Below are 21,136 nucleotides of genomic sequence, written 5' to 3'. Positions count from 1 at the left end.
CGTATCGAGGCGTCTAGCGGATTCCGTAGACGTCAGCCCGCGTGGCGCTTGGTCATCGCCACGGCGTACGCGCGGTCGAGCCCGGTGCGCAGCACCTCGATGAAGTCCGGCACGTCGTCGACGGGAAGCCGGAACGATCCCGCGCACACGTTGTCGCGCCACAGGGACAGCACGACGACGTCCGCCTCGGGGTGCCAGGAGACGCGCAGCGCGCGGCCGTGGTCCCGGGTGTCGAGGAAGACCGACCCGGTCTCGGGCAGCGGCCGCGCGGTGGCCATGAGCCATTCTGGCGCGCGGGACCGACATGGGAAAGGTTCCCGTGGGAGGAGGGACGACCGCTCTGGTCCGGTGGGCCCCGCCGGGGCCACCCTGGGACATGAGCACGGACGACTACGACGCCGAGACCCAGGCGTTCCTCGACGACATGTGGCCGCGGCAGCTCGCGGCCGAGCGCGCCATCCACGAGGGTGATCCCGAGCCGCGCAAGGCCCTGTGGTCGCACCGCGACCCGGTCACCCTCTTCGGCGCCGATCTCGACTGCGTGACCGGCTGGGCGGCGGTCGGGCCGGCGTTCGACCTGGTCGCGTCCTGGTTCCGCGACTGCACGGCGTACGACGTCGAGCTGGTCGCCGCGGGCGCCAGCGGCGACCTCGCCTACACGGTCTGCTTCGAGCACTCCACCGTCACCGTCGACGGGGAGCCGCGCGACTACCGGCTCCGGGTCACCCACGTCTACCGCCGGGAGGACGGCCGGTGGCGCTTCGTGCACCGGCACGGTGACCGTGGTCCCGCCTAGAATCGCGAGGTGCCCGAGCTGCCCGAGGTGGAGGCGCTGGCCCTCGACCTGGAGGGCCGGCTCAAGGACCGCGCGATCGTCAAGGCGTACGTCGTCCAGATCAGCGCGCTGAAGACCTTCGACCCGCCCGTCTCCGCGCTCGAGGGCACGCTCGTCGAGAGCGTGACCCGGCACGGCAAGTTCCTCGACATCGAGACCTCGGGCCTGCACCTCGTGCTGCACCTCGCCCGCGGCGGCTGGGTGCGCTGGCGCGACGAGCTGCCCTCGATCCCGCCGCGACCCAACCAGAAGTCCGGCCTCGCCGTGCGGGTGATCCTGGACGACGAGTCCGGGTTCGACGTCACCGAGATGGGCACCAAGAAGCGGCTGGCGATGTACGTCGTGCGCCGGCCCCTCGACGTGCCGGGCATCGCCTCCCTCGGTCCCGACCCGCTCGACGACGCCTTCACCATCGACGTGCTCCAAGGCATCCTCGAGAAGGCCGGGCGCGCCCAGATCAAGGGCGTGCTGCGCTCCCAGGGCACCATCGCCGGCATCGGCAACGCCTACTCCGACGAGCTCCTGCACGCCGCGAAGATGTCGCCGTTCAAGCCCGCCAACAGCCTGAGCGAGGCCGAGCTGCAGACGCTCTACTCCGCGATCCGCGACGTGCTCGGCGACGCGGTCGAGCGCTCGCGCGGGTTGGCGATGAGCGAGCTCAAGGGCGAGAAGAAGACCAACCTCGCCGTGCACGGCCGCACCGGTGAGAAGTGCCCGGTCTGCGGCGACACCGTCCGCGAGGTGTCCTTCGCCGACTCCTCGCTCCAGTACTGCCCCACGTGCCAGACCGGCGGCAAGCCGCTCGCCGACCGGCGGATGTCGCGGCTGCTGAAGTAGCCCTAGATCCAGCCGAGACCGTCGAGGACCAGCAGCAGGCCGAAGAACGCGAACAGCGCGGCCGCGACGTACTTGATGGCCTTCTCCGGCAGGTGCTGGCCGAGCACCGCGCCGACGCCGATGGCGAGCGCGTCGGCGGCGACCATGCCGACCGTCGAGCCGATCCACGTACCGAGCCAGCCCTCCTGGGTCGCCAAGGTGATGGTGGCGAGCATCGTCTTGTCCCCGAGCTCGGCGAGGAAGAACGCCGTGCCGACGGCGACGAGGGCCAGACCCCGGCTGCGGCGGGCCTTCTCGGCCTCCTCCTCGGTGAGCTCGTCACCGCGCAGCGTCCAGAGCGCGAAGCCGAGGAACGCCGCGCCGGCGACGACGGCGATGACGCCCTGGTGCTCGGCGAACCGGTCGCCGATGAAGGCGCCGATGCCGACGGAGGCGAGGTGGACCAGGGCGGTGGCGACGGTGATGCCGAGCAGCACGTCCCGTGCCCGGTAGCGGGCCGCGAACGTCATCGCCATCAGCTGGCTCTTGTCGCCGAGCTCGGCGACGAAGATGACTGCGGTCGAGAGCAGGAAGGCGTACATCAGGTCTCTCTCCTCGACCCCTCGTCGAGGGGCGAGTCCGAGCTCCGGGTCAGTTGCCCGACGGGCTGCTGGACGCGCTGGCGGCCGGCATGCACTTCTCCTGCACGTACTGCCCCAGCGCGGCCTGGTCCTTCTTCTGCGCGGCGGTCAGGTCGCCGGCCGCCTTCGCGACCTCCTCGGCCGTGGCGTCGTCCGGGATCGCCTTGATCTTGTCGATGGCCAGCTGCAGGGCGCGCTGCGCGTCCTCGGGCATGTCGTCCGGCGCCCCGATCTGGTCGAACTCCTCGCCGACCTTCTTGAGCAGCTTGAGGGCGTCGGCGTCGCTGGTGCTCTGCTGGGACTGCGAGGCGATGCTCACGATCACGTTGCAGAAGGCCGTCACCTTCTGGGCCTGGTCGTCCGCGCCCGAGGAGGCGCCCGAGGAGCTGGCCGTCGTGGGCTCGTCGGACGCTGCGGTCGAGGACGAGTCGCTCCCGCAGCCGGCCAGGAGCACGGACAGCAGGCCGAGCAGCAGCAGAGGTACGGCGAGCAGGGACAAGCGCTTCACGGGTGGAGCTCCTCCGGGACGGGGCGGGGTGCGGACTGCTGGCAAACGCCCTCCACCATGCCCGACCGGCCCAAGGAACCCGAATCGAGCCCGCCGGGGACGATCAGGCGAACGCGGCCGGGACGGCCGCCGCCAGCGCTGCGGGCAGCCGGTCCAGGTACGCACGCCGGGCCACCTCGACGACGCCCAACGACGCCAGGTGCGGCGTGCGCCACTGCACGTCCAGCAGCCGCGCCTCGCCCGGGTCGTCCTCCAGCAGGCGTACCAGCCCCACCAGGGCGACCTTCGACGCGTCGGTCTCCCGGTGGAACATCGACTCCCCGGCGAACAGCCCGCCGATCGAGACGCCGTACAGCCCGCCGGCCAGCCGCTCGTCGCGCCACGCCTCCACCGAGTGCACCCAGCCGAGGCGATGGAGCTCGAGGTACGCCGCGCGGATCGACGGGTCGATCCACCCGGCGGGTCGGCGCGGGTCGGCGCAGGCGTCGATCACGTCCGCACAGGCGGTGTTCACGCGGATCTCGAACCGGCGGACCGAGCGACGCAGCGACCGGGACACGAGCAGCCCGTCCAGCGGCAGCACCCCGCGGCGTACCGGCGAGAACCACAGCATCGGGTCGCCCCGCCGGCCCGACGGCATCGGGAACAGTCCGCGGCGGTAGGCCGCCAGCAACGTGCCGGGCTCCAGGTCCGCGCCCGCGGCGACGAGGTCGTCCTCGGGGTCGAAGCGCCCCGGACCCGGAAAGCCCCACTGGCTGGGCGGGGGCTCGGTGCGCACGGGACCACCGTAGGTGTCCCGTCGGTCTCGCGGCCGCCACGTAGGCTTCACGCATGGGTGTCAAGCAGACCGTGGGCCGCCAGCTCGCGCCGCGCATCGCGGGCGTCGCACCCGGTCTGACCACGGCGTTCGTGCGGGAGGCGCTCAACCGCGCCATCCACGGCATCGGACCGCTCCCACCCGCGGCCAGGGCGGCCGACAAGCAGCTGGCCGAGCAGCACGGCGACGTCGAGCGGGCGATCCACGAGGTGATCGAGAACCACGTCCGGCTCGCGGGGGCGCAGGGGTTCGTGACGAACCTCGGCGGCCTGGTCACCGCGGCCGTCACCATCCCCGCCAACATCACCGGGCTGGCGCTGATCCAGTGCCGGATGATCGCGGGGATCGCCCACCTGCGCGGGTACGACCTCCACGACCCGCGGGTGCGCAACGCGATCCTGGTGACCCTGCTCGGCGAGGACGCGGTCAACAGCCTGGTGAAGTCCAAGAAGGTGCCCGCACCGCCGATGGCGCTGGCCACCGCACCGGCGCACGACGCCGGTCTCGACCAGGTCGTCTCGACCGTGGTCGCCAGCGACCTGATCACCCGGGTGGCCGGCAAGCGGCTGGCCACCACCATCGGCCGCCGGATCCCGCTGGTCGGCGGCGTGGTCGGCATGGGCGCCGACGGTTTCGCGACGTGGAAGGTCGGGCGCTACGCCGACCGCGAGCTCCTGCCGCGCGCCAAGCGGTAGACGCTCAGCAGCCCCCGCCCGACCCGGCCGCGGGTGAGACCCTTCACCGCCTTCTCGCGCAGCCGGTACGACGGCCGCAGGTAGGACCGAGACAGGGCGTCGCGCGTCTCGTCGAGCTCGGCGCGCAGCCGCTCCTCCTCGGCGCGCATCCGCGCGGTCTCCAGCAGCAGCGCCTTGATCGCGTCGACCGCCGCACCAGCGACGTCTCGTTCGCGCGGCTTGTCGGGGTCGACGAACGGGTGCAGCCCGGCGTTGCCGCGCAGGTCGTGGAGGTCGCCGACGACGTCGTACCCGCGGCGCTCGATGGCCGCCACGAACGCCGCTTCGCGCTCCTGCACCCACGGCACCTGCTCGGGCGGCAGCGCCAGCCGCGGGGAGAGCACCCGCCGCGACAGCGTCTGGTGCGCGAGCAGCTCGCGGACCAGCGGCCGGTAGTCGGCCGGCGGCAGCACCCGGTTGGCCGACCGGTTGATGCGGCGGATGAGGGCCGTCTCGGGGACGCCGAGCGAGGGGTTGACCCGCTCCTCCTCGAGGTGGAGGTCCATCCCCTCGAGACCGAACACCTGGCTGAACCGCTTCCACAACAGGTCCGGCGCACCGCCCGGTGACGGCACGGTGACGACGTGCACGCGCTCGGGGGGCAGGTCGGCTCCCCATCGGTCGAGGATCTCGGGGATCTCCTGCACGCTCCAGAACCACGACGCGATCCGGCTGTTGCGGGTCGGGTCGGTGATCCGTGCGAGGAACCGCCGGTAGCTCATGCCGCTGCGGTGCTTGATGTTCTCCTGCCACTCCGCGGGGATCTGCCGCACCAGGTCGCGCACCGAGAGCACCAGGTGCACCTCGACGCCGCCGCCCTGGCGTTCGTGTCCCAGCGAGGCCAGCGCCCGCCCCACCTGGGCGCGCGACGCGGCAGCCAGGATCTCGTGGCTGATCACGGCGGTCTCGCCGTGCCAGCCGCGCACCTGCTCGGCCAGCCGGTCCCACGCGCCCACGGCTTCGCGCTCCAGACCGCCCCACGGCAGGCGCATCAGGTCGAGGGCCGCCAGGAAGTGGGCGTCGTGCCGGTCCGCGGCGTACAGGATCCCGTTCTCGGCGAGGGTGCGCTTGTTGCGGAAGAGGACGTCCTGGAGGTACGACGTCCCGGTCTTGGGGGTGCCGACGTGCAGCAGGACCCGCCGGGTCATCGTCCGCTCCTGTCGTCAGCCTCGTCGTCCAGCAGCACCCGGACGGCGAGGTCGAGCGTCGCCTCGGGCGACGGCGCCTGAGAGATCTCAGGAGAGTCCTCGAGCGAGGTCCAGCGGGGGACGAGGTCGTCCAGGTTGCCGTGCACAGCGTAGCCAGCGCGCTTGATGCCCCGGCGCATCCGCTCCGCGGCGCCCTCGAGCCAGTCGCGGTGCTGGGCGGGTACGGCGAGCGGGAGGGCGCCGTGCACCCGGTGGGCGTGGCGCCGGACGCGCGGCCGCAGCCGCAGGCGGAGCAGTCGTTCGCCCTCCTCGGGCAGCACCAGCAGGGCCAGGACGGAGCCGACCTTGCGGGCCAGCTCCCCGGCCTCGCCGGGCAGGTACGTCGGGGCCGCGAGCCGTCTCCTGTCGCCGGCGAGCCTCGGGACGGCCGCGGGGTCGAGGACGACGGCGACCCGGGTCTTCCCGACGCGGCGCTCCCACACCCGGGCGGCGGCGAGCAGGTCGGCGCCGTAGGGCAGCTCGGACCGTTCGCGGAGCAGCCGCAGCCACTCGCCCCACGCGTTGACGCCCTCGCCGAAGGCCCGGTGCCCCCACGCGTGCGCCGTCATCGTGGCCAGGTCGGTGCCGACCACGAGGATCCGCGGCTCCCGGCCCCCGGGCGGCCGGCCGCGCGCGACCAGCTGCTCGCGCAGCCCGTCGGCCAGCTCGGGGTCGCCGACCAGGCGGTACCCGCGCCGCCACCAGGACGGCCGCGGCGGCTCGGCGACCGGCAGCGGCCCGGCGTCGACGAGCTGGTCGGCCAGCACGCTGGCCGCGACGCGGACCAGCTCGCCGGCCGAGAGCGCGGCGGGGTCGACCGGGGCGGGCCCGAACTCCGACTCCGGGCCGGCGCCGACCAGCTCGAGGTCGGGGCGTCCGCGGCCCGCCGGGCTCGACGCGAGCACGGCCGCGGCGACCTCCGGGTCGGGGCGGCCGGACAGGTTGAGGCGGCGCAGCAGCTCCAGCTGCTGGGCGCCCGGGAGGTACCGGCCCTGCGAGGCGCCCAGGCCGGACCAGTCGCGCCACGGCGTCGTACCGCCGTCGGTCAGGTGGGCGACCCAGCCCCACGCACGCCGCTCGCCGACCTCCGGCTCGTCAACGGTCTCGATCACGTCTGCTCGCGGAACTGGCGGATGCGTGCGGACAGCGTGTGGCGCGGATCCGGACGCGACGCGGCCTCGCGGGTCATCGCCGACAGGGCGTCGACCGCGGCGGCCAGCACCGCGCGGGCCGGGACCTTGTCGGGGTTGACGTACGGCTCGCCCTCGGCCGGCGGCACCGGCAGCAGGTCGTCGACGTCGCCGACGACGTGGATGCCGCTCTCCTTGACCCACTCGATCCAGCTCTCGGCCCGCTCGGTGGCCCACGCGAACCGGGCCGGCGGAAGCCGCACCGGCTCGGAGTCGCGGTGCACGAGCTTGTCCTGGGCGAGCAGCTCGCGGATCAGCTCGTCGTACTCCTTCTCGCGGCGGGTGGCGCGGTCCATCCGGCGATTCAGCTGTCGGATCACCTGCGTCTCCGCGACACCCAGGGACGTGTTGAGCCGGTCGCTGTCCAGCGGCGCCCAGGCCGGGTCGATGCCGAACGCCGTGCAGAACCGGCGGAACAGCTCACCCGGGTCGGCGCCGCGCTGCGGCACGGTGACGAGGTGGATGCGCTCGGGGGGCACGCCGCCGCTCCAGTTGGCCAGCACGCTGGGCAGGTCGAAGGCCCGGTAGAACCAGGGATGGCCGTTCTCGACCCGGTTGAGGAAGCGCCGGTACGGCCACTTCCGGCCCTGCTTGACGCTCTCCTGCCAGGCCGCCGGCAGCGCGCGGGCCAGGTCGCGGGCGGAGTAGGTGACGTGCACCTCGCAGCCCTGGAGGTCGCGCATCGCCCGGGCGATCACCTCGGGCCGGGCGGGCGCGAGGATCTCGTGGCTGACGATGCTGGTGCCGCTGCGTGACGTCAGCCGCTTCACCAGCTGCGGCCAGGCGCCGTCCGCGTGCCCGGGCTGACCGCCCCAGTCCTGGCCGAGCAGGTCGAGCGCCGCGCGGAACTGGAACAGCTCCGGTGAGACCAGCGGGTTGCGCGTCGGGAAGTGGACGTCGTGCCGGGCGAGGTTCTTGACGTTCCGGGAGAGCCGGTGCTGGAGGTACGTCGTCCCCGTCTTCGGCGCACCGATGTGCAGGTGGACGACCCGGCTCATGCCCCCGATTGTGGCGCACGGGGCGGGGTCGGTGAGTAACGCACCCGCAACCCGTCTCCTACCCCCATGTACGGGGGCAGGAGACGGGTTCTGGGTGCGTTACTCGCGGCCTCAGCCGCTCAGCGCCCGCACGACGGCAGAAGGACTCGGGCGGCCGAGGTGGCCGGCCAGCCAGGCGCTCGTCGCGACGAGGGCGTCGAGGTCGACGCCGTGCTCGATCCCGAGGCCGGTCAGGAACCAGACGAGGTCCTCGGTGGCCAGGTTGCCGGTGGCCGACTTGGCGTACGGGCAGCCGCCGAGGCCGCCGGCGCTCGCGTCGAAGGTGGTGATGCCGGCACGCAGGGCAGCGAGGGTGTTGGCGAGGGCCTGGCCGTAGGTGTCGTGGAAGTGCATGGCCAGGTGCTCAGTGCCCAGCCCCGCCTCGACAAAGGCGTCCACCAGCGCGGTCACGTGGCCGGCTGTGCCGACGCCGATGGTGTCGCCGATGCTCAGCTGGCTGGCGCCGAGGTCGAAGAGCCGCTTGCCGACGTCGACGACCTGGGCGACGGGTACGGCGCCCTCCCAGGGGTCGCCGAAGCACATCGACACGTAGGCCCGCACGTCGACGCCCGCCTCCCGCGCCCGGCGTACGGTCGGCTCGAACATCGCGAACTGGCCGTCCAGGGTGCTGTTGAGGTTCTTCGCCGCGAAGGTCTCGGTCGCGCTGCCGAAGATCGCGATGTGACGGCAGCCCAGCTCCAGTGCGCGGTCGAGGCCACGCTCGTTGGGCACCAGCACGGGGAGGTCGCGGCCGCGGTCACCCAGCCGGTCCACCAGCAGGGACATCAGCTCGGCCGCGTCGGCGAGCTGCGGGACCCACCTCGGGTGCACGAACGACGTCGCCTCGACGATCGGCAGGCCGGCGTCGAGCAGCCGTGTGACGAGCTCGGCCTTGACCTCGGTGGGGACGAGGGCGGACTCGTTCTGGAGGCCGTCGCGGGCGCCCACCTCGTAGATCGTCACGCGCTCCGGCAGTCCGGCGAGCGGCACGACGGCGGGGCGGTCCATCAGGACTCCTTCTCGATCACGAACAGCTGGTGACCCAGGGACACCTGTCCGCCGACGGCCGCGTCGACGGCCGCGACGGTGCCGGCGAACGGCGCCTTCAGGGCCAGCTCCATCTTCATCGCCTCGACCACGCCGAGCACGTCGCCCTCGGCGACCACGTCGCCCACCGCCACCCGGACGTCCAGGACCGTGCCGGGCATCGGCGCGACGATCGAGCCGTCCCCGGCCACCGGGCCGTGGTCGGCGAACACGTCGGCGCGGTCGAAGACGAACCGCTGCCCCTGGAACGCCACCTCGACCCGGTCGTGGCGCACGGTCGCGAGCGGCGGTGTCACGGGAGCCGGTCCGAGGGTGACCGGCTCGTCGAGCTCGATGACCACGGGCGCCGGGTCGGCCCCGATGCGGAACCCGTCGGACACGAAGGGCCCGTCGACGGCGCGGTCCCGCTCGAACACCGCCCACGCGGCGAGCTGACGGGCCGGGGCCGCGTCCGGGGGAGGTACGTCGTGGTGGTCGAGCCACGCGGTGTCGATGGAGGCGGTGCGGAACTCGTCGCTCGCGACGAGGGCGCGCAGGAACCCGGCGTTCGTGGTCAGCCCGAGGATCACCGTGTCGTCCAGGGCGGCGACCAGCGCGCGGCGCGCGGCCTCGCGGTCGTGCCCGTGGGCGATCACCTTGCCGAGCATCGGGTCGTACGACGTGCTCACGACCTGTCCGGTCTCCAGCGCCTGGTCGACTCTGATCTTGGACAGAGTGCGAGCGCCAGCGAGCTCGCTTTCGGTGGTCGAGGAGCGAGCGAAGCGAGCGTCTCGAGACCCGCCGTCGGGCCAGCGCACCAGCGTCGCCTTGCCGGCCTGCGGGAGGAAGCCGCCGAACGAGTCCTCGGCGTACACCCGCGCCTCGATGGCGTGCCCGTCGACGCGGATGTCCTGCTGGTCGAACGGCAGCGGCTCACCGGCCGCGACGTCGAGCTGGAGGTGGACGAGGTCCAGGCCGGTGACCGCCTCGGTGACCGGGTGCTCGACCTGGAGGCGGGTGTTCATCTCCAGGAAGTAGGCCTCGTCGGTATCGGTGTCGAGCAGGAACTCGACGGTCCCGGCGTTGGTGTACCCGACCTCGCGGGCCAGCGCGACCGCGCTCTCGGTGACCAGGCGGCGTACGTCGTCGCTGATCGTCGGCGCGGGCGCCTCCTCGAGCACCTTCTGGTGGCGGCGCTGGGTCGAGCAGTCGCGCTCGTGCAGGTGCACGACGTTGCCGTGGTGGTCGGCGAGTACCTGCACCTCGATGTGGCGGCCGTGCTCGACGTACTTCTCGACCAGGATCGTGTCGTCGCCGAACGCCGACAGCGCCTCGCGCTTCGCGGCGGCGACGGCCTCGTCGAAGTCCTCGGCGCGCCGGACGATGCGCATGCCCTTGCCGCCGCCGCCGGCCGCGGCCTTGACCAGGACCGGCATCGGGGCGTCCTCCCCGGTCGGCACGACCGGCACACCTGCCTTCACGGCGATCTCGCGGGCGGCGTCCTTGCGCCCCATCGCGTCCATCACCGCGGCGGACGGCCCCACCAGGCGGATCTCGGCGGCCTCGAGCGCGGCGGCGAAGGCGGATCGCTCGGAGAGGAACCCGTACCCCGGGTGCACCGCGTCCGCGCCGCACTCCTGGGCGGCGGCCACGACGGCCTCGATGTCGAGGTAGCTGCCGACGCGCACCGCGTCGTCGGCCGCCCGCACGTGCGGGGCGTCGTGGTCGACGTCGGTGTAGATCGCGATGCTGCGGCGGCCGGTCTCCCGGCAGGCGCGGATGACCCGCAGCGCGATCTCGCCGCGGTTGGCGACCAGGACGGTGTGGATGGGGCGGCGGATCATGGTGCGCTCCTCGGTCCGGTCAGCGGGTCTCGACGCGCCCGTTGCGACCTCGTCCCTCGGTCGCAGGGCGTGCTCGACCTGGCCGCGCCCACGCGCCGCGCTCGTTCCTCGCACGTCACTGCGCGTCTCACATCCGAAAGACGCCGTACGACGGCGCCGGGATCGGGGCGTGCGAGGCGACGGACAGCCCCATGCCGAGCACGCGGCGGGTGTCGGCGGGGTCGATGACGCCGTCGTCCCAGAGGCGGGCCGTGGAGTAGTACGGCGAGCCCTGCGACTCGTACTGGTCGCGGATGCCGTCCTTGAACTCCTCGACGGGCACCGGGTCGTCCGGGCGGCGCACCTCCGCCAGCACGGACGCCGCCTGCTCGCCGCCCATCACCGAGATGCGGGCGTTGGGCCACATCCACAGGAAGCGCGGGTCGTACGCACGGCCGCACATGCCGTAGTTGCCCGCGCCGAAGGACCCGCCGATGACCACGGTGAACTTCGGCACGACCGAGCAGGCGACGGCGGTCACCAGCTTGGCGCCGTCGCGGGCGATGCCGCGGTTCTCGTACTCCTTGCCGACCATGAAGCCGGTGATGTTCTGCAGGAAGACCAGGGGGATGCCGCGCTGGTTGCACAGCTCGATGAAGTGCGCACCCTTCAGCGACGACTCGCTGAACAGGATCCCGTTGTTGGCCACGATGCCGACCTGGTGACCCCAGACGTGCGCGAACCCGGTCACCAGCGTCTCGCCGTACAGCTGCTTGAACTCGTGGAACCGACTCCCGTCCACGATCCGCCGGATCACCTCGCGCACGTCGTACGGCGTGCGGGTGTCGGCGGGTACGACGTCGGCCAAGGTACCGGGGTCCTCGTGCGGCTCCTCGACCTCGGCGGCACTGGCGTTTGGGACCAAACGCGTGCTGAAAGCGGTTTCAGACCGGCGTTTCTGCCCAATCACCGACGAATCCGGCAGTGTGCCGACGATGGACCGCACGATGGCCAGGGCGTGCGCGTCGTCCTCGGCGAGGTGGTCGACGACGCCGGACCTGCGGGCGTGCACGTCGCCACCACCGAGCTCCTCGGCGGTGACGACCTCGCCGGTCGCGGCCTTCACCAGCGGCGGGCCGCCGAGGAAGATCGTGCCCTGGTCCTTGACGATGACGGACTCGTCGGACATCGCCGGGACGTACGCGCCGCCGGCCGTGCACGAACCCATCACCGAGGCGATCTGCGGGATGCCACGCGCCGACAGGTTGGCCTGGTTGAAGAAGATCCGGCCGAAGTGCTCCTTGTCCGGGAACACCTCGTCCTGCATCGGGAGGAAGGCGCCTCCGGAGTCGACGAGGTACACGCAGGGCAGCAGGTTCTCGGCGGCGATGGTCTGCGCGCGCAGGTGCTTCTTGACCGTCATCGGGTAGTACGTGCCGCCCTTGACCGTCGCGTCGTTGGCCACCACGACGCACTCGCGCCCGTTGATGCGGCCGATGCCGGTGACGATGCTGGCGGCCGGGACGGCGTACAGGTCGTCCGGCCCGGCGCCGTACATCCCGAACGCCGCCATCGGGCTCAGCTCCAGGAACGGGCTGCCCGGGTCCAGCAGCCGGTCCACCCGGTCGCGGACGAGCAGCTTGCCGCGGTCGAGGTGCTTCTGGCGCGCGGACTCCGATCCGCCGCGGCGGACGATGGCCAGGCGCTCGCGCAGCTCGGCGACGTCGGCGGACAGCTCACTCACGAGACAGAGGTTAACGTTCGTTAACCGCAGGCGCTACCCTGCTGCCGTGGAGCGGACCCTTGACCGGCGCAGCCAGATCCTCGAGGTGGCCGCGCGACTCTTCGCGGAGCGCGGCTTCCACGGCGTGTCCGTCGGCGACATCGGCCGGGCGGTGGGGATCAGCGGACCGGCGCTCTACAAGCACTTCGACTCCAAGGACGACGTCCTGGCCGAGATGCTCGTCGCCATCAGCGAGCGGCTGCTCACCGAGGGGCAGGAACGGGTGGCGCAGGCCCACAGCCCGGACGCTGCGCTCGCCGCCCTGGTCGACTGGCACGTCGAGTTCGCCCTCGCTCAGCCATCGCTCATCGTCGTCCAGGACCGCGACTGGCAGTCGCTGGCCGTCGAGGCGCGCGAGCGGGTGCGGTCGCTCCAGCGGGAGTACGTCGACCTGTGGGCCGACCAGCTGCGGCGCCGCGACCCCGACCTGACGACCGACCGTGCACAGGCGATGGCGCACGCGGCGTTCGGGCTGATCAACTCCACCCCGCACAGCAGCCGGCTCCCCCAGTCGGCGATGCGGGAGCTGCTGGCCGGGATGGCGTTGGGCTCGCTGGGCCTGAAGTCACTCAGTTGACGAGCGAACGCAACCACATCGATGCCCCAACTAGTCTCACAGGTATGCGGTGGGACGCCCGAGGTACGGTCGCGCTCTTCGCGTCGGCCCTCGTCGGGGTCGTCGCGGGGGTCGTCGTCGGCCTCAGCACCGGCAGCCCCGAGGCGGGGAACGCCGACCCTCCCGGTGGACCGACCGGCAGCCCCAGCGCCTCTGGTTCTGCGCAGGACCCCCTGGGCCTCGGGGTCCCGTTGCAGAACCTCGACTGCACCGGCGAGAAGATCCTGGTCGTCGGCTGGGGTGAGGAACAGGATGCCGGCGAGCTCTACAACGCCGTCTCGGCCAACGGCACCAACGACGTGAAGTACCTCGAGACGTCCAAGTCGTGCAACACGCTCTACGGGGATGCGAACCAGGTGCCCCCCACGTACGTCGCCTACCTCGGCCCGTACGACACCATCCGCGACCCCTGTGCGATGCAGATGACGTCGGCCCACGCCCGGGACTTCGTCACCAACCTCAAGCCCGGCGTGAAGATCCACGTGCAGTGCCTGTGCGTGCTCGTGCCGGCGACCTTCCCCAAGCTCAAGGTGGGGATGCACGCGACGACCAAGGACGGCGTCTACATCCGGGCGCTGCAACAGCTGCTGGTCGACGTCGACCTGCTCGGCCCCAAGCGCATCACCGGCCAGTACGACGAGAAGACGTCGCGCGTCGTCGAACGGCTCCAGGAGCTCAACGCGATCGACGCCAAGCCGCCCGGGAGCGTCGACGAGCTGACGTGGCAGATGATGCGGGACAAGGGCTGCCTCACCTACGACTTCTGAGTGCCGCGCGGTCCGAGCTTGCGAGGACCGCGGTCAGGCGCCAGGTCGAGGAGCATCGACTCGGACCGAGCCTGCGAGGGACGGGTGACGCGTGCCGAGACCCGGTGAGGAACGTAGGGCCTAGAGAAGATGCCCGACGTCGGTCTCGCCCGACTCCAGCAGCTCCAGCACCCGCCGGGCACGCGCCGCCGCGTCGGCGGCCAGCGCGACGTCGTCGGGCTGGTCGGAACGGGCTTCCTCGCGGTCGTGAAGGCGGGCGAGCAGCTCCTCGCGCGGCAGGCCGCGCAGGGCCAGCAGGACGAACGGGTCGGCGTCGGCGAGCCAGGCCACCTGGTAGCCGACCGCCAGCGCGTGCGCGCACGGGTCCATCCAGGCGGCGCACGTGCAGGAGGAGGACAGCTCGCCGCCGTAGGGGAGCAGCTCGACGCCGGCCTCCTCGGCGTGCTCGACCAGGCCGTGCGGCAGGTCACCGGCGAGCAGGGCGGGGAGCCGGCCCGCCTCGGCCACGACGGCCTCGACGAACGCCGCGCGGTCGGCCTCGTCCAGGACCGGCAGCCCCGTGGTGGTCGTCCAGAGCTCCTCGCCGTCCTCGACGGCGGCGAGGTACCGGCCGGGCGCCACCGAGATGGCCCCGACGCCACCACCGCGGGCCAGGGTGCGGGCGGTGCGCAGCTCGGCCTCGCCGTACGCCGACTCCTCGCAGGCTCTCACCCACGCCTTGCCCCACCACGTCGTGGCCCGGGCCGCCCCGCGGCGGGGCCGGATCCGCGGGTGGGTGACGCGCTCACTCATCGCGACGCAACGTGACCAGGTCGCGCAGCTCGTCGTTGCCGAGCTCGGTCAGCGCGGTCTCGCCGCGGGTCAGCACCGCGTCGGCGAGCGCGCGCTTGCGGGTGAGCAGCTCGGCGATCCGCTGCTCGATGGTGCCGCGGGTGACCATCCGGTGCACCTGGACCGGCTTGTCCTGGCCGATGCGGTAGGCCCGGTCGGTGGCCTGGTCCTCGACGGCGGGGTTCCACCAGCGGTCGACGTGGATGACGTGGTCGGCCCGGGTGAGGTTGAGACCCGTGCCTCCGGCCTTGAGCGAGAGCAGGAACACCGGCACCTCGCCGGCCTGGAACGCCCGCACCATCGCGTCGCGCGAGCGCACCGGGGTGCCGCCATGCAGGAACTGGTGGGCCATGCCGAGACGGTCCAGGTGGGTCTCGAGCAGCCGCGCCATGGCGACGTACTGGGTGAACACCAGCGCCGCGCCCCCCTCGGCCACGATCGTGCCGAGCAGCTCGTCGAGCAGGTCGATCTTGTGGGACCGGCCCGTGAGCCGCACCGCGCCGGACTGCTTGAGGAACTGCGCCGGGTGGTTGCAGATCTGCTTCAGGCCCGTCAGCAGCGCAAGCACGAGCCCGCGCCGGCTGTCCTCGTCGGCGCGCTTGATGCGCTCCATCGTGTCGCGGACGAACGCCTCGTAGAGGACGGCCTGCTCGCGGGTCAGGCCGAGCGGGTGGTCGGTCTCGGTCTTGGGCGGCAGCTCGGGCGCGATGCCGGGGTCGGACTTCTTGCGGCGCAGCACGAACGGCCCGACCAGGTCGGCGAACTGCCGGGTCTTGTCCTCGTGCCGGCCGGACTCGATCGGCGCGGCCCAGACCTTGCGGAAGGCGTTGCGGCTGCCGAGCAGGCCCGGGATCGCCCAGTCGAGGATCGCCCACAGCTCGGTGAGGTTGTTCTCGACCGGTGTGCCGGTGAGCGCCACCCGGGCCGTGCCGGGAATGGCCCGCAGGGCGCGGGCGGCGGTCGACGTCGGGTTCTTCACGTGCTGCGCCTCGTCGGCGACGACCAGGCCCCAGTCGACGTCCCGCAGACGGGTCTGGTCGCCCGCACCCGTGTGGTCGGAACGCAGCGTGCCGTAGGTCGTCAGCACGAAGCCGCCGTCGAGGTCGGACAGCGACCGCGCACCGCCGTGGAAGCGGCGTACGGCGGCGTCCGGGGCGAACCGCGCGATCTCGTCCTCCCAGTTGCCGAGGAGCGACGCGGGGCAGACCACCAGGGTGGGCCGCGCCTCGTCGATCGTCTCCCGCCGGTGCAGGTGCAGCGCGATGAGGGTGATCGTCTTGCCGAGACCCATGTCGTCGGCCAGGCAGCAGCCCAGGCCGAGCGTGGTCAGGGTGTCGAGCCAGGTGAGCCCGTGTCGCTGGTAGTCGCGCAGGGTCGCGCGCAGCCCGGTCGGAGGAGGTACGGGGTCGCGGGTGGCCGCTCCCAGGAGCCGCTCGCGGACCGGCAGCAGGCTGGCGCCGACCACCACCTCCTGCTCGCCCTCCTCGACCTCGACGGTGCCGGTCAGCGCGGCCGCCACCGCCTGGACCGGGGTCACGGTGCGGATCAGCCGCTTCTTGGCCTTGCGCGCGACCGACGGGTCCACGACGGTCCAGGCCCCGCGCAGCTTGAGGATCGGGCTGGCGCTCGCGGCGAGCTGGCGCATCTCCGCGTCGGACAGCGGCTCGCCGTGCAGGGCGACCTGCCACTTGAACGAGAACATCGCCTCCGGCCCGAACAGGCCCGTCATCAGCGGCGCCTCGCGCCCCTGTCCGTCGCGGTGCTCCAGCGCGGCCCGCGTCGTCAGGTCGCGTCCGAGGCTGCGGGGCCACAGCACGTCGACGCCGATCCGGCGGAGGGCGGTGACGCCGTCGTCGAGCAGCGAGACCAGCTCGTCGGTGTCGAGGGCGATCTCGTCGGGCACCCGGAGCTCGAGGAGCCGGTCGAGCACCGGCCAGGCGCTCGCCGCGGCACGCAGAGCGATCGCCGCGTGCGTGCGGGCGCGCTCGCCGAACCCGTGGTCCTCGGGCGCGCCCGTCCACAGGAGCGCCGCCTCGCAGAAGTGCAGCGGGTCGAGCTCGTCGTGCACCTGCAGCACCAGCCGCACCGACCCGGCGACGAGCTCCGCCTCGTCGGCCTCGACGCGCAGCGAGATCGTGACCAGCGCGGGCAGCGACGAGGCCGTGCGTCGCGGGCGCGCGAGCTCGGCGTCGAGGCGTCGCCGGAAGGCCGCCGTCCGTTCGGAGGGCCGGCCGCGCGGCAGTGCGTCCACGACCGCCGCGACCAGCTCGTGCACCGTCGACGGGTCGCCGTCGAGCTCGTCGGCCAGGCGGCGTACGCGTTCGTCCTCGCCCGGCTCCAGCGGACCGGGCAGCCAGCGGTCCCCGCCCGGCTCGAAGCGGCCCGCCCCGACCAGACGCAGCGCCAGCAGGCTCGCCTCGGCCAGCAGCGCAACGGTCGGGTGCGGACGCGCCTCACGTCGGGCCCGCGCCAGGGCCGGCAGCGCCTCGCGGACCGGCAGCGCGACGGTGTGCGCCGAGTCGGTGAACTCGACCACGCCGTCCCGCGGCGGATCGGCGACGCGCAGGGTCGCCGGGCCGGAGAGTGGCACGGCGTTCACCAGGACGTCACAGACCTTTCACACGGCCGTTTCGCCCACGGCGAAACGGATTGGTGGGGTGTCGGTGCCCGAACCTACGCTGGACCGGTGACACAAGCCTCGGCCGACAACGCTGCTCCCGAATACCCCGACAACATCGACGGCGCGGTCCTCAAGATCGCCGGCGTGGTCGTGCTCGGCGCGATCATGTCCATCCTCGACATCACGGTCGTCAACGTCGCGCTGCCGACGTTCGCGACCGACCTGGCCGACGGCGCCGAGCCACTCGCCTACTCGACGGTCGCGTGGACCGTCACCGGCTACACGCTCGCGCTGGCCACGGTCATCCCGCTGACCGGGTGGGCCGCCGACCGCTTCGGCACCAAGCGCCTCTACCTGGCCGCCATCGGCCTGTTCACCCTCGGCTCCGCCCTCTGCGCGCTGGCCGACTCGATCAACATGCTGATCGCGTTCCGGGTGCTCCAGGGCCTCGGCGGCGGCATGCTCATGCCGCTCGGCATGACGATCATGACCAAGGCGGCGGGCCCCCACCGGATGGGCCGCCTGATGGCGATCCTCGGCATCCCGATGCTGCTGGGCCCGATCCTCGGCCCGATCATCGGCGGCTGGCTGATCGAGCACGCCAGCTGGCACTGGATCTTCCTGATCAACGTGCCGCTCGGCGTCATCGCGATCGCCTACGCCTGGGTGGTCCTCGCGAAGGACTCCCCGCAGCCGTCGGAGTCCTTCGACTTCCTCGGCATGGCGCTGATGTCGCCCGGCCTGGCGCTCTTCCTCTACGGCGTCTCCTCGATCCCCGGCGCCGCTGCCGGCGAGCACGGCTACACGCGGGTCTGGGTCACCGGCATCCTCGGCCTGGCCCTGGTGGTCGCCTTCGTGTTCCACACGTTCCGTCCCGAGCACCCGCTGCTGGACCTGAGGCTGTTCAAGAACCGCAACCTCACGATCTCGATCATCACCATGTTCCTGTTCGCCGCGGCGTTCTTCGGCGGCCTGCTGCTGGTGCCGACGTACTTCCAGAACATCCGCGGCGAGACCGCCCTGATGGCCGGCATCCTGGTCGCGCCCCAGGGCATCGGCGCGATGCTCACCATGCCGATCGCCGGCAACCTGAGCGACCGGCTCCCGGTCGGCCGGATCGTGCCGGTCGGCATCGTGCTGATCGTGGTCGGCATGTTCGGCCTCACCCAGGTCGACGAGAACACCTCCTACGGCGTGCTCATTGCCATGCTCGTCGTGATGGGCCTCGGCATGGGCGGCACGATGATGCCGCTGTTCACCTCGGCCCTGAAGACGCTCAAGGCCCACGAGGTGGCCCGCGGCTCCACGCTGCTCAACATCACCCAGCAGATCGCCAGCTCGGTGGGGGTGGCGCTGATGTCGGTGATCCTCACCGCTCACCTCAACGACGCCCGGTCGCCGCACGAGGCCGCCACGTCGTACGCCGACACGTTCTGGGTCGCGTGGGTGCTGGTCGTGCTGACCCTGGTGCCCGCCTTCATGCTGCCGCGCAAGAAGGAGGAGTCGCACCTGCTCGACGACGAGGCCGGTGAGGCCGCGCCGCCCGTCGTCATGCACTGAGCGCCGCGCGGTCCGAGCTTGCGAGGACCACGATCAGGCGCCAGGTCGAGGAGCGTGGGCTCGGACCGAGCGTGCTCAGGGACGAGCCACGCGTCTCGAGACCCGGTGAGGTGACAAGCCGCCTCAGCCGGTGGTCGCCAGGACGAGCGGGTGGACGGCGGCGGCCCCGGCCGCCCGCAGGTCGCGGGCGGCCACGGTCAGGGTCCAGCCGGTGACCGACTGGTCGTCGACGAGCAGCACCTCGGCACCCTCGAGGGAGGGTGCGTCGGGGTCGGGACGCCACGCGAACCGCCGGGAGACCGCGGCGACCCGCTGGGCGGAGTTCACCGCACCCCGGCCGGGTGGGATCGACTCGTCCACGATCGCGTAGGTGCCCGCCACCGGCACCTGCAGGTAGCGGGACAGGCCCGCGGCCAGGTCGCTGACCAAGGTCGGCCGGGTCGCCGACTCGACCACCGCGATCGCCGAGACGGGCGGGCGCCAGTCGCCGAGCACCTCGAGGACCGCGTTGACCAGCGGCACGGGCACCGGGCCGTCCTCGGCATCGGCACGGAACAGCGCCCGCAGGGCGGCGCCGTGGCCGAGGTCGGTGAGCCGGGCGACGGCGCGGCCCTCCTCGGCCGCGTCGGCGATCTTGCCCTTGAGGTCGAGGCCCATCGCGGCCAGGCCGGTCGGCCACATCTTGCGAGGCGCCACCACGACCCCCGGGCGCGCGAGGCGCTCGGCGGCGGCGGTCATCGCCTCCTCCGAGATCGCCCCCGACAGGGTGAGGCCGCCGCAGTTGTCGCAGCGACCGCAGGGAACCGCACCGGGGTCGTCGAGCTGCTGGCGGAGGTACTCCATCCGGCAGCGGTCGGTGGCGAGGTAGTCGAGCATCGCCTGCTGCTCCCGCTCGCGGGCCTCGGCGACCCGCGCGTAGCGTTCGGCGTCGTAGGCCCACGGCTCACCCGTCGCGGTCCATCCGCCACCGACGCGACGGACGGCCCCGTCGACGTCGAGCACCTTGAGCATCGTCTCCAGCCGGGTGCGGCTGAGCTCGACCCGTGTCTCCAGCGCGGCGGTCGACAGGGGCCGGTCCTCCTCGGCCAGCGCGGCGAGCGTCTGGCGGACCAGCTCCTCGCGCGGGAAGGCGAGGGAGGCGAAGTAGGCCCAGATGTCGCGGTCCTCGAGGGCCGGCAGCAGCACGACCGACGCGTCGTCGACGCCGCGGCCGGCGCGGCCGACCTGCTGGTAGTAGGCGACCGGGGACTGCGGCGCCCCGAGGTTCACCACGAACCCCAGCGCCGCGTCGAAGCCCATGCCCAACGCGCTGGTCGCGACCAGCGCCTTGACCTCGCCGGCGGCGAGCTGGGACTCCAGCGCCGAGCGCTCGGTGGGGTCGGTCTGGCCGGAGTACGCGTGCACGTCGTGGCCGCGCGAGCGCAGGTAGCCGGCCACCTCCTGCGTGGCCGACACCGTGAGGCAGTAGACGATCCCGGAACCCGGCTGCTCGGCCAGGTGGTCGGCCAGCCAGGCCAGCCGCTGCTCGGCGGTCTTCAGCCGGACGACGCCCAGCCGCAGCGACTCGCGGTCCAGCGACCCGCGCAGCACCAGCACGTGGGTGCCGAGCTGCTCGGCGACGTCGGCGGTCACGCGGGCGTTGGCGGTGGCGGTGGTGGCCAGGACGGGTACGCCGTCGGGCAGGTCGCCCAGGAGGGTGCGGATCCGCCGGTAGTCCGGCCGGAAGTCGTGACCCCAGTCGGAGATGCAGTGCGCCTCGTCGACGACGAGCAACCCGGTCGTGGCGGCCAGCCGCGGCAGCACCTCGTCGCGGAAGCCGGGGTTGTTCAGCCGCTCGGGAGACACCAGCAGCACGTCGACCCCGCCGGCGCGGATCTGGTCCTGGATCGGCTCCCAGTCCTGCATGTTGGTGGAGTTGATGGTGACCGCGCGGATGCCGGCCCGTTCGGCCGCCGCGATCTGGTTGCGCATCAGGGCCAGCAGCGGGGAGACGATCACGGTCGGGCCGGCGCCCTCCTCGCGCAGCAGCAGGGTGGCCACGAAGTACACCGCCGACTTGCCCCACCCGGTGCGCTGCACGACCAGCGACCGGCGCTTGTCCACCGCCAGCGCGGAGATGGCGGCCCACTGGTCGTCGTAGAGCACGACGTCCTCGCGCCCCACCAGCGCGCGGAGGTGCTCCTCGGCGCGCTCCCTGGTCGACGTCGCGTCGGTCGTCGTCGGGGCCGGCATGCCCGCATGTCTACCAGCGGGCTGGGACAGGGTCGGTCTGCTCTCCACAGCACCTGTGCTGGTCGAGCCGTGAGGCCGGCCACGGCCGAGCGTGTCGAGACCAGCGGGGCCGC

At 72.7% G+C, this 21,136-nt stretch carries 19 protein-coding genes; 6 read left to right on the top strand and 13 right to left on the bottom strand.

The features are described from left to right. Positions 1-32 precede the first annotated feature (32 nt). Positions 33-278 (bottom strand): hypothetical protein, encoded by a 246-nt coding sequence (locus ISU07_RS03090; protein ID WP_194705251.1) that lies wholly within the window; start codon positions 276-278, stop codon positions 33-35. 98 nt (positions 279-376) lie between these two features. On the opposite strand from ISU07_RS03090, the gene ISU07_RS03085 reads away from it, so the two are divergent. Further along, the gene (locus ISU07_RS03085) at positions 377-796 is read left to right on the top strand and encodes a YybH family protein (RefSeq protein WP_194705250.1); all 420 of its coding nucleotides are present in this window, start codon (positions 377-379) and stop codon (positions 794-796) included. Between the two features lie 9 nt (positions 797-805). Further along, positions 806-1,672, top strand: coding sequence for an Fpg/Nei family DNA glycosylase (locus ISU07_RS03080; RefSeq protein WP_194705249.1), 867 nt, complete (start codon positions 806-808; stop codon positions 1,670-1,672). 2 nt (positions 1,673-1,674) lie between these two features. Here ISU07_RS03080 and ISU07_RS03075 read toward each other — a convergent pair whose 3' ends face one another. The 3 genes from ISU07_RS03075 to aat all read right to left on the bottom strand — a co-directional run bounded on the left by ISU07_RS03075 (position 1,675) and on the right by aat (position 3,578). Continuing rightward, positions 1,675-2,253 carry a TMEM165/GDT1 family protein gene (locus ISU07_RS03075; RefSeq protein ID WP_194705248.1) on the bottom strand — a complete coding sequence of 193 codons (579 nt, stop codon included), beginning with the start codon at positions 2,251-2,253 and terminating at the stop codon, positions 1,675-1,677. Between the two features lie 49 nt (positions 2,254-2,302). Then, entirely contained in the window at positions 2,303-2,800 is a 498-nt protein-coding gene (locus ISU07_RS03070; RefSeq protein WP_194705247.1) for a hypothetical protein, read from the bottom strand. A gap of 103 nt (positions 2,801-2,903) precedes the next feature. Then, a complete protein-coding gene (gene aat, locus ISU07_RS03065) occupies positions 2,904-3,578 on the bottom strand; it encodes a leucyl/phenylalanyl-tRNA--protein transferase (protein WP_194705246.1) in 675 nt (224 codons plus the stop codon). Positions 3,579-3,631: 53 nt separating this feature from the next. On the opposite strand from aat, the gene ISU07_RS03060 reads away from it, so the two are divergent. Then, a complete protein-coding gene (locus ISU07_RS03060) occupies positions 3,632-4,312 on the top strand; it encodes an EcsC family protein (RefSeq protein ID WP_194705245.1) in 681 nt (226 codons plus the stop codon). Here ISU07_RS03060 and ISU07_RS03055 read toward each other — a convergent pair. The 6 genes from ISU07_RS03055 to ISU07_RS03030 all read right to left on the bottom strand — a co-directional run bounded on the left by ISU07_RS03055 (position 4,273) and on the right by ISU07_RS03030 (position 12,358). Next, positions 4,273-5,499, bottom strand: coding sequence for a hypothetical protein (locus tag ISU07_RS03055; protein ID WP_194705244.1), 1,227 nt, complete (start codon positions 5,497-5,499; stop codon positions 4,273-4,275). The genes ISU07_RS03060 and ISU07_RS03055 overlap by 40 nt on opposite strands. Next, positions 5,496-6,650: a hypothetical protein gene (locus ISU07_RS03050; RefSeq protein ID WP_194705243.1), complete on the bottom strand. Its 1,155-nt coding sequence runs from the start codon at positions 6,648-6,650 to the stop codon at positions 5,496-5,498. Before ISU07_RS03050 ends, ISU07_RS03055 begins: the two co-directional genes overlap by 4 nt. After that, positions 6,647-7,726, bottom strand: a complete 1,080-nt coding sequence (locus ISU07_RS03045) for a hypothetical protein (protein ID WP_194705242.1) — start codon at positions 7,724-7,726, stop codon at positions 6,647-6,649. Before ISU07_RS03045 ends, ISU07_RS03050 begins: the two co-directional genes overlap by 4 nt. Before the next feature lie 111 nt (positions 7,727-7,837). Next, a complete protein-coding gene (locus ISU07_RS03040) occupies positions 7,838-8,773 on the bottom strand; it encodes a hydroxymethylglutaryl-CoA lyase (RefSeq protein WP_194705241.1) in 936 nt (311 codons plus the stop codon). Continuing rightward, a complete protein-coding gene (locus ISU07_RS03035) occupies positions 8,773-10,635 on the bottom strand; it encodes an acetyl/propionyl/methylcrotonyl-CoA carboxylase subunit alpha (RefSeq protein ID WP_194705240.1) in 1,863 nt (620 codons plus the stop codon). The genes ISU07_RS03040 and ISU07_RS03035 overlap by 1 nt, the downstream gene beginning before the upstream one ends. Before the next feature lie 127 nt (positions 10,636-10,762). Beyond that, positions 10,763-12,358 carry a carboxyl transferase domain-containing protein gene (locus ISU07_RS03030; RefSeq protein WP_323742399.1) on the bottom strand — a complete coding sequence of 532 codons (1,596 nt, stop codon included), beginning with the start codon at positions 12,356-12,358 and terminating at the stop codon, positions 10,763-10,765. Positions 12,359-12,404: 46 nt separating this feature from the next. On the opposite strand from ISU07_RS03030, the gene ISU07_RS03025 reads away from it, so the two are divergent. Together ISU07_RS03025 and ISU07_RS03020 are read left to right on the top strand one after the other, a co-directional pair. Further along, complete coding sequence (locus ISU07_RS03025; RefSeq protein ID WP_323742398.1) at positions 12,405-12,974, top strand: SACE_7040 family transcriptional regulator; 570 nt, start codon at positions 12,405-12,407, stop codon at positions 12,972-12,974. A 44-nt stretch (positions 12,975-13,018) separates the two neighbouring features. Beyond that, the gene (locus ISU07_RS03020; protein ID WP_194705238.1) at positions 13,019-13,780 is read left to right on the top strand and encodes a hypothetical protein; all 762 of its coding nucleotides are present in this window, start codon (positions 13,019-13,021) and stop codon (positions 13,778-13,780) included. Between the two features lie 120 nt (positions 13,781-13,900). Here ISU07_RS03020 and ISU07_RS03015 read toward each other — a convergent pair whose 3' ends face one another. Next, entirely contained in the window at positions 13,901-14,572 is a 672-nt protein-coding gene (locus ISU07_RS03015) for an SWIM zinc finger family protein (protein WP_194705237.1), read from the bottom strand. Further along, entirely contained in the window at positions 14,565-17,210 is a 2,646-nt protein-coding gene (locus ISU07_RS03010; protein ID WP_194705236.1) for a DEAD/DEAH box helicase, read from the bottom strand. The genes ISU07_RS03015 and ISU07_RS03010 overlap by 8 nt, the downstream gene beginning before the upstream one ends. An 87-nt stretch (positions 17,211-17,297) precedes the next feature. Between ISU07_RS03010 and ISU07_RS03005 the strand changes: the two genes are divergently transcribed. Then, entirely contained in the window at positions 17,298-18,791 is a 1,494-nt protein-coding gene (locus ISU07_RS03005; RefSeq protein ID WP_323742397.1) for a DHA2 family efflux MFS transporter permease subunit, read from the top strand. Between the two features lie 123 nt (positions 18,792-18,914). On the opposite strand, the gene ISU07_RS03000 is transcribed toward ISU07_RS03005, so the two are convergent. Then, positions 18,915-21,023 carry a RecQ family ATP-dependent DNA helicase gene (locus ISU07_RS03000; protein WP_194705235.1) on the bottom strand — a complete coding sequence of 703 codons (2,109 nt, stop codon included), beginning with the start codon at positions 21,021-21,023 and terminating at the stop codon, positions 18,915-18,917. Between the last annotated feature and the right edge of the window lie 113 nt (positions 21,024-21,136).

The organism is Nocardioides islandensis (assembly GCF_015352455.1).
GTDB classification, from domain to species: Bacteria; Actinomycetota; Actinomycetes; order Propionibacteriales; family Nocardioidaceae; genus Nocardioides; species Nocardioides islandensis.
This window is presented reverse-complemented; position numbering and strand designations above follow the sequence as displayed.

Coding starts and splice junctions, on each gene's coding strand:
- ISU07_RS03045 (WP_194705242.1), bottom strand. CDS start 7,726: ATGAGCCGGGTCGTCCACCTGCACATCGGTGCGCCGAAGACGGGGACG.
- ISU07_RS03060 (WP_194705245.1), top strand. CDS start 3,632: ATGGGTGTCAAGCAGACCGTGGGCCGCCAGCTCGCGCCGCGCATCGCG.
- ISU07_RS03040 (WP_194705241.1), bottom strand. CDS start 8,773: ATGGACCGCCCCGCCGTCGTGCCGCTCGCCGGACTGCCGGAGCGCGTG.
- ISU07_RS03090 (WP_194705251.1), bottom strand. CDS start 278: ATGGCCACCGCGCGGCCGCTGCCCGAGACCGGGTCGGTCTTCCTCGAC.
- ISU07_RS03035 (WP_194705240.1), bottom strand. CDS start 10,635: ATGATCCGCCGCCCCATCCACACCGTCCTGGTCGCCAACCGCGGCGAG.
- ISU07_RS03015 (WP_194705237.1), bottom strand. CDS start 14,572: ATGAGTGAGCGCGTCACCCACCCGCGGATCCGGCCCCGCCGCGGGGCG.
- ISU07_RS03000 (WP_194705235.1), bottom strand. CDS start 21,023: ATGCCGGCCCCGACGACGACCGACGCGACGTCGACCAGGGAGCGCGCC.
- ISU07_RS03055 (WP_194705244.1), bottom strand. CDS start 5,499: ATGACCCGGCGGGTCCTGCTGCACGTCGGCACCCCCAAGACCGGGACG.
- ISU07_RS03075 (WP_194705248.1), bottom strand. CDS start 2,253: ATGTACGCCTTCCTGCTCTCGACCGCAGTCATCTTCGTCGCCGAGCTC.
- ISU07_RS03020 (WP_194705238.1), top strand. CDS start 13,019: ATGCGGTGGGACGCCCGAGGTACGGTCGCGCTCTTCGCGTCGGCCCTC.
- ISU07_RS03085 (WP_194705250.1), top strand. CDS start 377: ATGAGCACGGACGACTACGACGCCGAGACCCAGGCGTTCCTCGACGAC.